The 12,581-nt window shown below is 70.1% G+C and carries 14 protein-coding genes; 12 read left to right on the plus strand and 2 right to left on the minus strand.

Annotated elements, in window-relative coordinates:
* The first annotated feature begins 112 nt into the window (after nt 1-112).
* The 7 genes from VF522_RS23815 to VF522_RS23845 all read left to right on the plus strand — a co-directional run bounded on the left by VF522_RS23815 (nt 113) and on the right by VF522_RS23845 (nt 6,348).
* Complete coding sequence (locus VF522_RS23815) at nt 113-838, plus strand: SDR family oxidoreductase (protein ID WP_330910826.1); 726 nt, start codon at nt 113-115, stop codon at nt 836-838.
* A gap of 29 nt (nt 839-867) precedes the next feature.
* Nucleotides 868-1,866 (plus strand): tripartite tricarboxylate transporter substrate binding protein, encoded by a 999-nt coding sequence (locus tag VF522_RS23820; protein ID WP_330910827.1) that lies wholly within the window; start codon nt 868-870, stop codon nt 1,864-1,866.
* Nucleotides 1,867-2,107: 241 nt separating this feature from the next.
* Nucleotides 2,108-3,031 (plus strand): NAD(P)-dependent oxidoreductase, encoded by a 924-nt coding sequence (locus tag VF522_RS23825; protein WP_330910828.1) that lies wholly within the window; start codon nt 2,108-2,110, stop codon nt 3,029-3,031.
* A gap of 55 nt (nt 3,032-3,086) precedes the next feature.
* The gene (locus VF522_RS23830; RefSeq protein ID WP_330910829.1) at nt 3,087-4,046 is read left to right on the plus strand and encodes a tripartite tricarboxylate transporter substrate binding protein; all 960 of its coding nucleotides are present in this window, start codon (nt 3,087-3,089) and stop codon (nt 4,044-4,046) included.
* A 22-nt stretch (nt 4,047-4,068) separates the two neighbouring features.
* A complete protein-coding gene (locus tag VF522_RS23835; RefSeq protein WP_330910830.1) occupies nt 4,069-4,947 on the plus strand; it encodes an NAD(P)-dependent oxidoreductase in 879 nt (292 codons plus the stop codon).
* On the plus strand, nt 4,944-5,246 hold the full coding sequence (locus VF522_RS23840) for a YciI family protein (protein ID WP_330910831.1): 303 nt from the start codon (nt 4,944-4,946) through the stop codon (nt 5,244-5,246). The genes VF522_RS23835 and VF522_RS23840 overlap by 4 nt, the downstream gene beginning before the upstream one ends.
* Before the next feature lie 40 nt (nt 5,247-5,286).
* Complete coding sequence (locus tag VF522_RS23845) at nt 5,287-6,348, plus strand: maleylacetate reductase (protein WP_330910832.1); 1,062 nt, start codon at nt 5,287-5,289, stop codon at nt 6,346-6,348.
* Nucleotides 6,349-6,491: 143 nt separating this feature from the next.
* Here VF522_RS23845 and VF522_RS23850 read toward each other — a convergent pair whose 3' ends face one another.
* Nucleotides 6,492-7,313 (minus strand): GntR family transcriptional regulator, encoded by an 822-nt coding sequence (locus VF522_RS23850; protein WP_330910833.1) that lies wholly within the window; start codon nt 7,311-7,313, stop codon nt 6,492-6,494.
* A 99-nt stretch (nt 7,314-7,412) separates the two neighbouring features.
* On the opposite strand from VF522_RS23850, the gene VF522_RS23855 reads away from it, so the two are divergent.
* Genes VF522_RS23855 through prpB form a run of 5 tightly spaced genes read left to right on the plus strand, consistent with a single transcriptional unit; the run spans nt 7,413 to nt 12,262 of the window.
* A complete protein-coding gene (locus VF522_RS23855) occupies nt 7,413-8,405 on the plus strand; it encodes a tripartite tricarboxylate transporter substrate binding protein (protein ID WP_330910834.1) in 993 nt (330 codons plus the stop codon).
* Between the two features lie 22 nt (nt 8,406-8,427).
* Nucleotides 8,428-9,318: an isocitrate lyase/PEP mutase family protein gene (locus VF522_RS23860; protein ID WP_330910835.1), complete on the plus strand. Its 891-nt coding sequence runs from the start codon at nt 8,428-8,430 to the stop codon at nt 9,316-9,318.
* Complete coding sequence (leuC, locus tag VF522_RS23865; protein ID WP_330910836.1) at nt 9,315-10,715, plus strand: 3-isopropylmalate dehydratase large subunit; 1,401 nt, start codon at nt 9,315-9,317, stop codon at nt 10,713-10,715. The genes VF522_RS23860 and leuC overlap by 4 nt, the downstream gene beginning before the upstream one ends.
* A 1-nt stretch (nt 10,716) precedes the next feature.
* Complete coding sequence (leuD, locus tag VF522_RS23870; protein ID WP_330910837.1) at nt 10,717-11,346, plus strand: 3-isopropylmalate dehydratase small subunit; 630 nt, start codon at nt 10,717-10,719, stop codon at nt 11,344-11,346.
* A 22-nt stretch (nt 11,347-11,368) separates the two neighbouring features.
* Nucleotides 11,369-12,262: a methylisocitrate lyase gene (gene prpB / locus VF522_RS23875; protein ID WP_330910838.1), complete on the plus strand. Its 894-nt coding sequence runs from the start codon at nt 11,369-11,371 to the stop codon at nt 12,260-12,262.
* A gap of 129 nt (nt 12,263-12,391) precedes the next feature.
* On the opposite strand, the gene VF522_RS23880 is transcribed toward prpB, so the two are convergent.
* The coding region (locus VF522_RS23880; protein ID WP_330910839.1) for a hypothetical protein at nt 12,392-12,581 on the minus strand (190 nt) is incomplete at its 5' end.

The raw sequence follows: 12,581 nt of genomic DNA on the forward strand, positions 1-12,581 counted from the left end.
TTCCCTCCCCCTCGGGGGGAGGGCAGGGGGGGGGCGCTCGCGGCGCTCGCTGAAGAAGCGCCCCCATCCCAACCTTCCCCCGGAGGGGGAAGGAGCAAGGCATCCATTTCCCATGAAGCAACAAGCCACCCTCGTCACCGGCGCCAGTTCCGGCATCGGCCGCGCCATCGCCGAAGCGCTGTTCGCGCAAGGCCGGCACGTCGTCAATCTCGACTACAAGCTGCCCGACTGGTCGCATCCGCAGCTGTCCTCCTTCCAGGCCGACCTCACGCGCGCCGACCAGACGCGCGATGCGGGTGCGCGCATCGCGCGCGAGTTCGACGTCACCGCGCTCGTCAACAACGCCGGCGCCACGCGCCCCGGCACCGTCGACACGCAGACCGCCGAAGACCTCGCCTACGTCAACGCGCTCACCCTGCAGGCCACCCTGCTGCTCACGCAGGCCTGCCTGCCTTCGCTGCGCGCGTGCGGCCGCGGCCGCATCGTCAACATGGCCTCGCGCGCCGCGCTCGGCAAGACCGAGCGCATCGCCTATTCCGCGGCCAAGGCCGGCCTCGTCGGCATGACGCGCACGATGGCGATGGAACTGGGCGGCGACGGCATCACCGTCAACGCGATCGCCCCCGGGCCGATCGCCACCGAGCTGTTCCGCCAGAGCAACCCCGAGGGCGCGCCGCGCACGCAGCGCATCCTGGACAGCATCGTGGTCAAGCGCATGGGCACGCCCGAGGACGTCGCGCGCGCCGCGCTGTTCTTCCTCGCGCCCGAGAACGGCTTCGTCACCGGCCAGGTGATGTACGTCTGCGGCGGCACCACGCTGGGCCTCGCGCCCGTCTGATTTCCCCCCGTGAAAGTAGTAGCAAAGAGATGAAACACGCAAACGCAATCACCCGGCGCGGTTTCGCGCTGGCGCTGGCCGCCACGGCGGCCGCCGGCACGCTCGCCGCAGGACCCGCGGCGGCCGAGGCCTATCCCGCCAAGCCCATCACGATCGTCGTGCCCTTCGCGGCCGGCGGCACCACCGACATCCTGGCCCGCGTGGTCGGCGATGCCCTGAAGAAGGAGCTGGGCCAGCCGGTGGTGGTCGACAACCGCGCCGGCGCCGGCGGCAACATCGGCGGCGCGCTGGCGGCCAAGGCCTCGCCCGACGGCTACACGCTGTTCATGGGCACCGTGGGCACGCACGCGATCAATGCGGCGCTGTACAAGAAGATGCCCTTCGACCCGATCAAGGACTTCGCGCCGCTGACGCGCGTGGCGATGGTGCCCAACCTGCTGGTGGCCAACCCGTCGCGTCCCTACAAGAACGTGAAGGAACTGATCGCCTATGCCAAGGCGCACCCGGGCAAGGTGAGCTTCGGCTCCTCCGGCAACGGCAGTTCGATCCACCTCTCGGGCGAGCTGTTCGACACGATGGCCAAGGTGGAGATGGTGCACGTGCCCTACAAGGGCAGCGCGCCCGCCGTCACCGACCTCATCGGCGGCCAGATCGACATCATGTTCGACAACATGCCCTCGGCGATCCAGCACGTTCGCAGCGGCAAGCTGCGCCCGATCGCGGTGACCACCGCCAAGCGCTCGCCCGAGCTGCCCGACGTGCCGACCATCGCCGAAGCCGGCGTGCCCGGTTACGAAGCCACCTCGTGGTTCGGCATGTTCGCCCCGGCGAACACGCCCGCGCCCATCGTCACGCGCCTGAACACCGCGCTGGTGAAGGTGCTGGCGGATCCGGAAGTGAAGAAGAAGCTGGCCGAGCAGGGCGCGGAGCCTTACGGCGAGAAGCCGGAGCAGTTCGCCGAGTTCATCCGCAAGGAATCGGCGAAGTGGAGCCAGGTGGTGAAGGCCTCGGGCGCCAGCGTCGACTGAACCCCGTCACCCCCGCGCAGGCGGGGGCCCAGAGCTTCCTGAAAAAGCGGCCGCGAGGCCGCTTTTTCTTTGGGACGCCCTGGATCCCCGTCTGCGCGGGGATGACGGGGATGACGGGGATGACGGGGATGACGGGGATATTTTCCCGCCCCCGGAAAACTGAATTCCGGGTTTCCACCTTGCAACCCCCAGTCGCGCGGCGGACACTGCGCCGGAACCTTCATACCAAGGACGACAAGGCATGGCGACTCAGATCGGATGGATCGGCCTCGGCCGCATGGGCGAGGCGATGGTCAAGCGGCTGCTCAAGGCCGGCCACGGGGTGAGCGTGTGGAACCGCACCCGCAGCAAGGCCGAGCCGCTGGCGGAATACGGCGCCGAGATCGTGCGCAACAAGATCGATCTCGCCGGCTGCGAGACGGTCTTCACCATGGTGTCCACCACCGACGACCTCAAGGAAGTGCTGTTCGGCGAAGGCGGCCTGGTGACCGGCGCCAGCAAGCCGAAGGTGGTGGTCGACAGCTCCTCGATCTCGCAGGAAGGCTCCGCCGAGATCCGCACGCGGCTGGAAGCGCTGGGCATCGCCTACCTGTGCGCGCCGGTCTCCGGCAACGCGAAGGTCGCCAAGGCGGGCAAGCTGCTGATCGTCGCTTCCGGCCCGAAGGCGCTGTACGAGAAGGTCAAGCCCTGCCTGCAGGCCATGGGCCGCAAGGAGATGTGGGTGGGCGAGGGCGAGCTGGCCCGCATCTGGAAGATCGCCCACAACACCATGTTCGGCGTGATCATCCAGAACCTCTGCGAGATCACCGTGCTGGCCGAGAAGGCCGGCATCCCGCGCCACGTCTTCCTCGAGAGCATCAACGACTCCGTGCTCGGTTCCATGTACACCCGGTACAAGACGCCGATGCTCTCCAACCTCACCTTCGACCAGGTGACCTTCACGCCCAAGCTGCTGCTGAAGGACATGGACCTGGGCATGGGCGCGGCGAGGGCGCACGGCGTCGCGATGCCCGCCGCCGCGGCGACGCGCGAATCGGTCGCGCGCCTGGTGGGCCGCGGCTACGAGGACATCGACTTCGCCGTGCTGCTGGTGGAGACGGCGAAGGACGCCGGCCTCGAACTCACACCCGACAACGTCAAGATGGGCGACGGCCTGGAGTCCTGAGCCCCCTTCGTTCTTTCGCTGCCTGTTCCGTAAAGCAATCCATAGGAGACAAGACATGAAGCGAATCCTCGGCCTCCTGGCCGCCACCCTCGTCGCCGGCGGTGCCTTCGCGCAAGGCGCCTTCCCGGGCAAGCCGATCAAGATGGTCGTGCCCTTCACCGCGGGCAGCGTCACCGACATCATCGGGCGCACCGTCGCGGAGCAGATGGCCAAGGGCCTCGGCCAGCCGGTGATCATCGAGAACAAGCCGGGCGCCGGCGGCACCATCGGCGCTGGTCTGGTCGCCAAGAGCGAGGCCGACGGCTACACCATCCTGATCCACTCCTCGGGCCACGCGCTGAACCCGGCGATCTATCCCAACCTGCCTTACGACACGGTGAAGGACCTGACCGGCGTCACGCCGCTGGCCGCCGTGCCCAACGTGATGGTGGTGTCGCCCGCGCGCGGCTGGAAGAGCGTGGCCGACGTCGTCGCCGCCGCGAAGGCCAAGCCGGGGCAGATGAACTACGCCTCCGCCGGCACCGGCAGCGCGACGCACATGAACGCCGAGAAGTTCAAGCTGCGCGCCGGCATCGACGCGCAGCACGTGCCCTTCAAGGGCACGCCGGAAGCGCTCACCGACGTGATCGGCGGCCGCAACGACTGGTTCTTCGCGCCGCTCGCCTCGTCCCTGCCGCTGATCAAGGACGGCAAGCTGCAGGCCCTGGCCGTGAGCTCGGCGCAGCGCGCGCCCGCGCTGCCCAACGTGCCGACGACGGTGGAAGCGGGCGTGCCCGACTCCGACTACACGCTGTGGGTCGGCATGATCGTGCCCTCCGCCACGCCCGCCCCCATCGTCAAGCGCCTGCACGACGAAGCGGTCAAGGCGATCGGCTCGCCGGAAGTGAAGGCGCGCCTGGCAGCGCTCGGTGCCGATGCCTTCACCATGGAACCGGCCGCCTTCAACACCTACATCAAGGCGGAGATGGAGTCGGCCGCCCAGATCGCGAAGACGGCCAACCTCAAGGCGAACTGAAACAGCGGGACGGGAGCGCGGCTTGAAACTGGCAGTGATCGGCGTAGGCAAGATGGGCTTGCCCATGGCGCGGCATCTCGCGGCCGCGGGCCACGCGCTGGCGGTGTTCGACAACAGCGAAGCCGCACGCGCGCAGGCCCGTTCCGCCGGCCTGCGCGTGGCGGACAGCCTGGCGCGGGCGCTGGACGGCGCGGAGGTCGTGATCTCCTCGCTGCCGCACGACGCGGCGCTGCTCGCCGTCGCGCGGGAAGTCGCGTCGCACGCGGCCGCCGGCACGGTGTACGTCGACACCAGCACGGTGTCGCTGGCGGCCAGCGCCGAAGCGGCGGCGGCCTGCGCGGCGCGCAACATCGCGCACGTGCGCGCCACCGTCTCCGGCAACAACAAGATGGCCGAGGCGGCGCAGCTCACCGTGATGGCGTCCGGTCCCGAGTCCGCCTACGCTCGCGTGAAGCCGCTGCTCGCGACCTGGGGTCCCACGCAGTTCCATCTCGGCGACGCCGATCAGGCGCGCCTGATGAAGCTGATCGTCAACCTGATGATCGCGGCCACCAGCGGCATGCTGTCGGAGGCGCTCGCGCTCGGCGCGAAGGGCGGCCTCGACTGGAAGCAGATGTGGGACGTGATCTGCGCCAGCGCCGTCGGCTCGCCGATCGTCAAGGCCAAGGCGCAGCAGCTGCGCGAACGCGACTACACGCCCACCTTCACGGTCGAACAGATGCAGAAGGACGTCGGCCTGATCCTCGAAGCCGGCGCCGGATTGCACGTGCCGCTCGCGCTCACCGCCGGCGTCAGCCAGTTGCTGCATGCGGCGGCGGCACAGGGCGATGCGGGACTCGACTACGCCGCGGTGATCCGCGCGGTCGCGCGTTCGGCCGGCATCGAAGAGGCCGGCAAATGATCTTTGTCTTCCACCTGCTGGACCGCCCCGGCGCCGGCGATCTGCGGCAGCGCGTGCGGCCCGAACACAAGGCCTATCTCGCGCAGGTCGCCGGCCGCATGGCCTTCGCCGGACCGCTGCTCGCCGACGACGGCCAGACCATGATCGGCAGCCTGCTGGCGATCGACTTCCCCGATCGCGCGGCGGCCGAGCGCTGGCAGGAGGACGAACCCTTCACGCGCGCGGGCCTGTACGCGCAGGTCTCGGTCCATCCCTTCCAGAACCTCTGGCCGCAGCAGGCGGGTTTCCCGCCCGCCTGAACGCGAGGAGCACAATGCCCGCGCGAGCGAGGCGCCCATCATGAAAAGATTCGTCTACAACGGCCAGCCCGGGCGCGTGGTGTTCGGCCCGGGTTCGCTGTCGCAACTGGGCCAGGAGATCGAGGCACTCGGCGCGCGGCGTGCGCTGGTGCTGTCCACGCCGGAGCAACGCGCGTCCGCCGAACGCATCGCCGACATGCTGGGAGCGAAAGCGGCCGGCGTCTTCGACCGCGCCGTGATGCACGTGCCGATCGAGACGGCGCGCGAGGCGCGCGAAGTGGCGCGCAAGCTCGACGCCGACTGCGCGGTGGCCGTGGGCGGTGGTTCCACCACCGGCCTGGGCAAGGCGATCGCGCTCGACTCGGGGCTGCCGATCCTGGCGATCCCGACCACCTACGCGGGCAGCGAGATGACGCCGATCTACGGCATCACCGAGGGCGGCCTGAAGAAGACCGGCCGCGACGCGAAGGTGTTGCCGCGCACCGTGATCTACGACCCCGAGCTCACGCTGTCGCTGCCGGTGGGGCTGAGCGTCACCAGCGGCCTGAACGCGATCGCGCACGCGGCCGAGGGCCTGTACTCGGTCGACGCCAACCCGGTGATGGACCTGATGGCGGAAGAGGGCATCCGCGCGCTGGGCCGCGCGCTGCCCGGCATCCGCGCGAACGCGCAGGACATGGAAGCCCGCGGCGATGCGCTGTATGGCGCCTGGCTGTGCGGCATCGTGCTGGGCAACGTCGGCATGGCGCTGCACCACAAGCTGTGCCACACGCTGGGCGGCAGCTTCAACCTGCCGCACGCGGAGACGCACACCGTGGTGCTGCCGCACGCGCTGGCCTACAACGCGAAGGCGGCGCCGGAAGCGATGCGCCGCATAGTCCGCGCGCTGCAAGGCAGGAGCGCGGCGCAGGCGGTGTTCGACCTGGCGAAGGACAACGGCGCGCCGGTGGCGCTGCGCGACATCGGCATGAAGGCCGAAGACCTGGACCGGGCCTGCGACATCGCGTTGCAGAACCAGTATCCGAATCCGCGGGCGCTGGAGCGTGGCGCGATCCGGGCTTTGCTGCAGGATGCTTTCGAGGGACGGCGGCCTTCGGAGTGAGGCAGCGCGTCGGGGTTCGGGCTTCGCCGCTCACCCCGACCTACGGGGAAATGCCTGTCTTCGTAGGTCGGCGGTGAGCGCGAAGCCGAACCCCGACGCTCTTCGTAGGCTGGGGTGCAACCCCAGCGATCCCGCAACGGACGTCAGCGCCGCGCCACCGCCCCTCGAGGCGCCTCGTTGTGCACGAACCGCCCGCTGCTCACGTGTTCCACCAGTTCCGCCGGCGTGTCCAGCACCATGCGCGAGCGCTCCGAGGACAGCGTCATGCCGACGAACTCCACCGGCGCGCCTTCGCGGTCGTGCACCAGGCGATCCACCTGCAGCAAGGCGGCCCCCACCGACACTTCCAGTCTCTGCGCCTGCAGCGGATCGGCCAGGCAGGCGCAGATCTCCTGCAGCACGCGGCCGAAACGCAAGCCGCGCTGGCGCAGCAGCTCGTTGAGCGGCCGGCGCGCCAGGTCCGCGCGGGTGATGCCTTCCGACCAGCGCTGCGGCACCCACGCCGTCAGCAGCACCACCGGCACGCCGTGGCGCAGGCGCACGCGCACCGAGCGCTGCACCGTCTCGCCCGCGGCGATCTGCAGGCGCGCGGCCACCCAGGGTGGCGCCTGCAGCATGTCCAGTTCCAGCACCTTGACCGAGGTGTCGGTGGACAGTTGGCGCACGTCGTCCACGTAGCCTTCGGAGCGCGCATGCGCCGGGGCCGCCGGCGCGGTGGCGAAGGTGCCGCGTCCCTGCACGCGGCGCAGCAGGCCTTCCTCTTCCAGGTCGGCGACGGCGCGGCGCAGCGTGATGCGCGACACGCCGAACTGCTCGCACAGCATCGGCTCCGGCGGCAGCTGCGCCTCCGGTGCGATGGCACCGGACAGCAGGCGGTCGCGCAACACCAGGTAGACCTGGCGGTGCAGGGCGGTGCCGGTGCGCGCCAGACCGGCAGGAGGAAGGGGGACAGCTTGGCTCTTCACGGGTGAACCCTGATGGACAGCCTCGTCATCATACTTCTATGATGACATCATCATGTTTATATGATGACCGGCGACGCCGGCACCACTCCAGGAGACAGCATGACGAACCGCCCCCTGCGCCGCCAGGCGCTTCACGCCCTCTGCGCGCTGGCCGCCGCCGCGGCCCTGCCTTTCGCCGCGCACGCGGACACCTTCCCGTCCCGGCCGATCAAGCTGATCGTGCCGCATGCGGCGGGCGGCAACTCGGACGCCTTCGGCCGCATCCTGGCGCAGAAGCTGTCGGAGCGCATCGGGCAGCAGGTCGTGGTGGAGAACAAGGCCGGCGCCGGCGGAACGGTCGCGAGCGCGCTGGTGGCGAAATCGGCACCCGACGGCTACACGCTGGTGGTGGCCGACAACGGCACCCACGCGATCGCGCCCACGCTGTACGGCGCCAAGCTGCAGTACGACGTGTTCAAGGACTTCACGCCGATCACGCTGGCGGCCACCTTCCCCACGGTGATCATGGTCCATCCCTCGGTCGCCGCGAAGACGCCCAAGGAATTCGTCGCGCTGGTGAAGAGCCATCCCGGCAAGCTGACCTATTCCTCCGCGGGCACCGGCAACGGCTCGCACCTCACGCTGGAACTGTTCCGCGCCGCCGCCGGCGGACTGGACATGGTGCACGTGCCCTACAAGGGCGGCGCGCCCGCGGTGCAGGCGCTGCTGGCCGGTGACGTGCAGCTGACCGCCGTGAGCGTCAACACCGCGCTGCCGCACATCCACTCCGGCAAGGTGCGCGCGCTGGGCCTCGCGTCGTCGAAGCGCTCGCCCGCGCTGCCCGACGTGCCGACCTTCGCCGAAAACGGCATTCCCTTCGAAGGCGACAGCTGGCTGGCCGTGGTCGGCCCTGCCGGCATCCCCGCCGACATCGCGAACAAGCTGAACTCCGAGATCGCCGCGGCGCTGAACCAGCCGGATACCAAGGAGCGCCTCGCCAAGATCGGCCTCGAGGTCGTGGCGTCGTCGCAGGCCGACTTCACCAAGGCCCTGCAGCGCGACGTGCCCAAGTGGGGCAAGGCCGTGAAGGACTCCGGCGCCGTCGCCGAATGAACATCGCACCACGAAGCACTGCATGACCGAAGCTGCCTGCCCCGCCCGTCCCGGAACCCTGCGCGCGATCCTCGAGCGCGGCGACTTCGTCGTCGCGCCCGGCGTCTACGAAATGCTCGGCGCGAAGATCGCCGACCGCATGGACTTCCACGCGCTGTACATGACGGGCTACGGCGTCTCGACGTCCCACCTGGGCCAGCCGGATGCGGGACTCGCCGGCTTCACCGACTTCGTGAGCCGTGCCCGCACCATCGCGCACGGCATCTCCAAGCCTCTGATCGCCGATGCCGACACCGGCTTCGGCGGACTCATCAACATCCGCCACACGGTGCGCGGATACGAGGAAGCCGGCGTGCAGGCGATCCAGCTGGAAGACCAGGAGTCGCCCAAGAAGTGCGGCCACACGCCGAACCGCCGCGTGGTGCCCCTGTCCGAAGCCGTGCGCCGCATCGAAGTGGCGGTGGACTCGCGCCGCAGCGAGAACTTCCTGGTCATCGCGCGCACCGACGCCCGCACCGGCCTCGGTCTCGACGAGGCGATCGCGCGCGGCAAGGCCTTCGCCAAGGCCGGCGCCGACATCGTGTTCGTCGAGTCGCCCGAGAGCGAGCAGGAGTTCGAGCGCGTCGGTGCCGAGCTCGCCGGTTGCGGCGCGCGCCTCATCGCCAACATGGTGCCCACCGGCCGCTCGCCGGAGCTCTCCGCGGCACGCCTGAAGGCGCTGGGCTTCTCGCTGGCGATCTGGCCGGGCATCACGATGCAGTCGGCCTGCGCCGCGATGGAATCCGCGCTGGCCCACCTGCAGGCCAAGGGTACGACCCAGGGCAGCCCGGCGTCCGCCTACGACATGAAGAAGATGCACGAGCTGGTCGGTTTCCCCGACGTCTGGGAGTTCGAGAAGCGCTGGACGCAATGAGCGCAAGGACGCTGTTCGACAAGGTCTGGGACGAGCACGTCGTCGACGAGCTCGCCCCCGGCATCGACCTGCTGCACGTCGACCGCCACCTGCTGCACGACATGCACGGCGGCGAGTCGATCGCGCAGGTGCTCAAGCGCGGCCTGCCCGTGCGCCATCCCGAACTGAACTTCGCCACGCCCGACCACCTGGTGGAGACGCGGCCCGGCCGCACCGGCGGCATCGCGCCCTGGGCCGACCAGCTGGTGCAGCTGCTGCGCGAGGAGACGGCGCGCACCGGCGTGCGCCTCTACGACGTGGGCCGCGAAGGCAACGGCATCGTGCACGTGGTCGGCCCCGAGCTGGGCATCTCGCTGCCGGGCCTCACCATCGTCTGCGGCGACAGCCACACCTGCACCCACGGCGCGCTGGGCGCCATCGCCTTCGGCATCGGCGCGACCGAGATCCAGCACGTGCTGGCGACGCAGACACTGCCGCAGCGCCGCCCGAAGACCATGCGCGCCGAATTCACCGGCACGCTGCCGGCCGGCGTCAGCGCCAAGGACATGATCCTCGCGCTGATCGGCAAGATCGGCACCGCCGGCGCCACCGGCTACGCGCTGGAGTACGCGGGCGAGGCGGTGCGCGCGCTCGACATGGAAGGGCGCCTGACGCTGTCCAACCTGTCGATCGAGTCCGGCGCCAAGGTCGGCATGATCGCGCCCGACGAGACCACCTTCTCCTGGCTGCAGGGCCGGCCGCATGCGCCGCGCGGCGCGATGTGGGACCAGGCCATCGCTTTCTGGCGCACGCTCGCCACGGACCGCGATGTGCGTTTCGACGCGGAGGTGAGCCTCGACTGCAGTACGCTGGCGCCGCACGTCACCTGGGGCACCAGCCCCGAGCAGGTGATCCGGGTCGACGGCGACATCCCCTATCCGCGCAGCGCGCCCGACGACGCGCGCCGCCAGGCCTGGGGCGAAGCGCTGGCCTACATGGGCCTGCAGGGCGGACGGCCGATCGCCGGCACGCGCATCGACCGCGTGTTCATCGGCTCCTGCACCAACTCGCGCCTGCCCGATCTGCGGCGTGCCGCGCGCATCGTCGAGGGACGGCGCGTCGCATCGCACGTGGAAGCCTGGGTGGTGCCGGGCTCCGAGCGCATCAAGCGGCAAGCCGAGGCCGAGGGACTGCACGAGATCTTCCTCGCCGCCGGCCTGCAGTGGCGCGAGCCGGGCTGCTCGCTGTGCGTGGGCGCCAACGGCGAACTGGTGCCCGAGGGCCAGCGCTGCGTCTCCACCTCCAACCGCAACTTCGTCGGCCGGCAGGGGCCCGGCGCGCGCACGCACCTGGCGAGTCCGGAGATGGCCGCGGCCGCGGCGATCGCCGGCGCCATCGTCGATGTCAGGAGCTGGTGAGATGCAGAAATTCGAGACGCTGCGCGCGGTCGCCGCACCCTATCCCAACGCCAACGTCGACACCGACCGCATCATCCGCATCGAGCGCTGCGCCCGGACGCCGCGCGAGGAGATGGGCCGCTGGGCTTTCGAGATGGAGCGCTACGACGCCGACGGCGGCGAACGTGCCGACTTCGTGTTCCACCGCGCGCCCTTTCGCGGCGCCGGCATCCTGGTGGCGGGCGAGAACTTCGGCTGCGGCAGCTCGCGCGAGAACGCCGTGTGGGCGGTGGCCGGCATGGGCGTGCGCTGCGTGATCGCGCCATCCTTCGGCGAGATCTTCTTCGGCAACTGCTTCCAGAACGGCGTGCTGCCGATCCGGCTGCCCGCCGACGTGGTGCGGGTCTTCCACGACAAGCTCGCCGCCGCGACGGCGGAAACGCCGGAGCGCGCGACCCTCACCGTCGACCTGCGCGCGCAGCGCATCGAGACCCCCTGGGGCGAGACGGTGTCCTTCACCGTGGAGCCGCTGCGGCGCGAGGCGTTGCTGCAAGGGCTGGACCCGATCGGCGTGACGCTGCAGCATGCCGCCGCGATCGACGCCTTCCAGGCGCGCCAGCGCGTGGCGCGTCCCTGGGTCTGGCAGGCTTGAGAAGCTGCGGCACACTCGACCCATGAGCACTTCTTCTCCTTCCGCAGGCGCGCGTTTCCGCACGGCGCTGGCCACCGAGCGGCCGCTGCAGATCGTCGGGGCGATCAATGCCAACCACGCGCTGCTCGCGCAGCGAGCCGGATACCGCGCGATCTACCTGTCCGGCGGCGGCGTGTCGGCGGGTTCGCTGGGCCTGCCGGACCTGGGCATCATCGGCCTGGAGGACGTGCTGATCGACACGCGCCGTATCACGAACGTGTGCGAACTGCCGCTGCTGGTGGACATCGACACCGGCTTCGGGCCCAGCGCCTTCAACATCGCGCGCACGGTCAAGAGCCTGGTGCAGGCGGGCGCCGCGGCCTGCCACATCGAGGACCAGGCGGGCGCCAAGCGCTGCGGCCACCGGCCCGGCAAGGACATCGTCAGCACCGGCGAGATGGCCGACCGCGTGAAGGCGGCGGTGGATGCGCGCGGTGACGACGAGTTCGTGGTGATCGCGCGCACCGATGCGATCGCGGTGCACGGCGTGGACGCGGCGATCGAGCGGGCGCTGGCCTGCGTGGAAGCGGGTGCGGACGCGGTCTTCGCGGAAGCTGCCTACGACCTCGCCACCTATCGCCGTTTCGCGGACGCGGTGCGGGTGCCGCTGCTGGCCAACATCACGGAATTCGGCAAGACGCCGCTGTTCAGCGTGCAGGAGCTGGAAGGCGCGGGCGTGGCGATGGTGCTGTATCCGCTGTCGGCCTTCCGGGCGATGAACAAGGCGGCCGAGGCGGTCTACCAGGCGATCCGCCGCGACGGCCACCAGCGCGACGTGGTGGACCGGATGCAGACGCGCGAGGAACTGTACGACCGCATCGGCTACCACGCGTTCGAGCAGAAGCTCGATGCGCTGTTCGGGGCGGGGGAGAAGTAGCTTCCTTGTCGTCCCGGGCTTGACCCGGGACCCATGCCCCGATCGCCCTGGAGGCGTTCGAGGCTGCATGGATTGCGGGCCTGCCCCGGACTCCGATCCGGGGTCAAGTCCGCAATGACAACAACTTCCTTAGCGCGTCTGCAGGCTGCCCGAGCCTTGCACTTCGGCGCCGGCGCCCATCTTCGCGGCCGGCGTCGCGGCCTTGCCGCGGGCCTGGGTGCGCTGGTTCACGCGCGTTGCCGCCTTGGTATTGGCGCTGCCCTTCGCATCGGTGACGGCCTTCGTGTCGAGGGCCGACTTGGCGTCGGCCCCTGCCTTC

The organism is Ramlibacter sp. (assembly GCF_036383835.1).
GTDB lineage: Bacteria > Pseudomonadota > Gammaproteobacteria > Burkholderiales > Burkholderiaceae_C > Ramlibacter.

Bases quoted from the DNA above. Each gene is read 5' to 3' on its own strand.
- VF522_RS23815 (WP_330910826.1), top strand. From the start codon at position 113: ATGAAGCAACAAGCCACCCTCGTCACCGGCGCCAGTTCCGGCATCGGC.
- VF522_RS23820 (WP_330910827.1), top strand. From the start codon at position 868: ATGAAACACGCAAACGCAATCACCCGGCGCGGTTTCGCGCTGGCGCTG.
- VF522_RS23825 (WP_330910828.1), top strand. From the start codon at position 2,108: ATGGCGACTCAGATCGGATGGATCGGCCTCGGCCGCATGGGCGAGGCG.
- VF522_RS23830 (WP_330910829.1), top strand. From the start codon at position 3,087: ATGAAGCGAATCCTCGGCCTCCTGGCCGCCACCCTCGTCGCCGGCGGT.
- VF522_RS23840 (WP_330910831.1), top strand. From the start codon at position 4,944: ATGATCTTTGTCTTCCACCTGCTGGACCGCCCCGGCGCCGGCGATCTG.
- VF522_RS23845 (WP_330910832.1), top strand. From the start codon at position 5,287: ATGAAAAGATTCGTCTACAACGGCCAGCCCGGGCGCGTGGTGTTCGGC.
- VF522_RS23855 (WP_330910834.1), top strand. From the start codon at position 7,413: ATGACGAACCGCCCCCTGCGCCGCCAGGCGCTTCACGCCCTCTGCGCG.
- VF522_RS23860 (WP_330910835.1), top strand. From the start codon at position 8,428: ATGACCGAAGCTGCCTGCCCCGCCCGTCCCGGAACCCTGCGCGCGATC.
- leuC (WP_330910836.1), top strand. From the start codon at position 9,315: ATGAGCGCAAGGACGCTGTTCGACAAGGTCTGGGACGAGCACGTCGTC.
- leuD (WP_330910837.1), top strand. From the start codon at position 10,717: ATGCAGAAATTCGAGACGCTGCGCGCGGTCGCCGCACCCTATCCCAAC.
- prpB (WP_330910838.1), top strand. From the start codon at position 11,369: ATGAGCACTTCTTCTCCTTCCGCAGGCGCGCGTTTCCGCACGGCGCTG.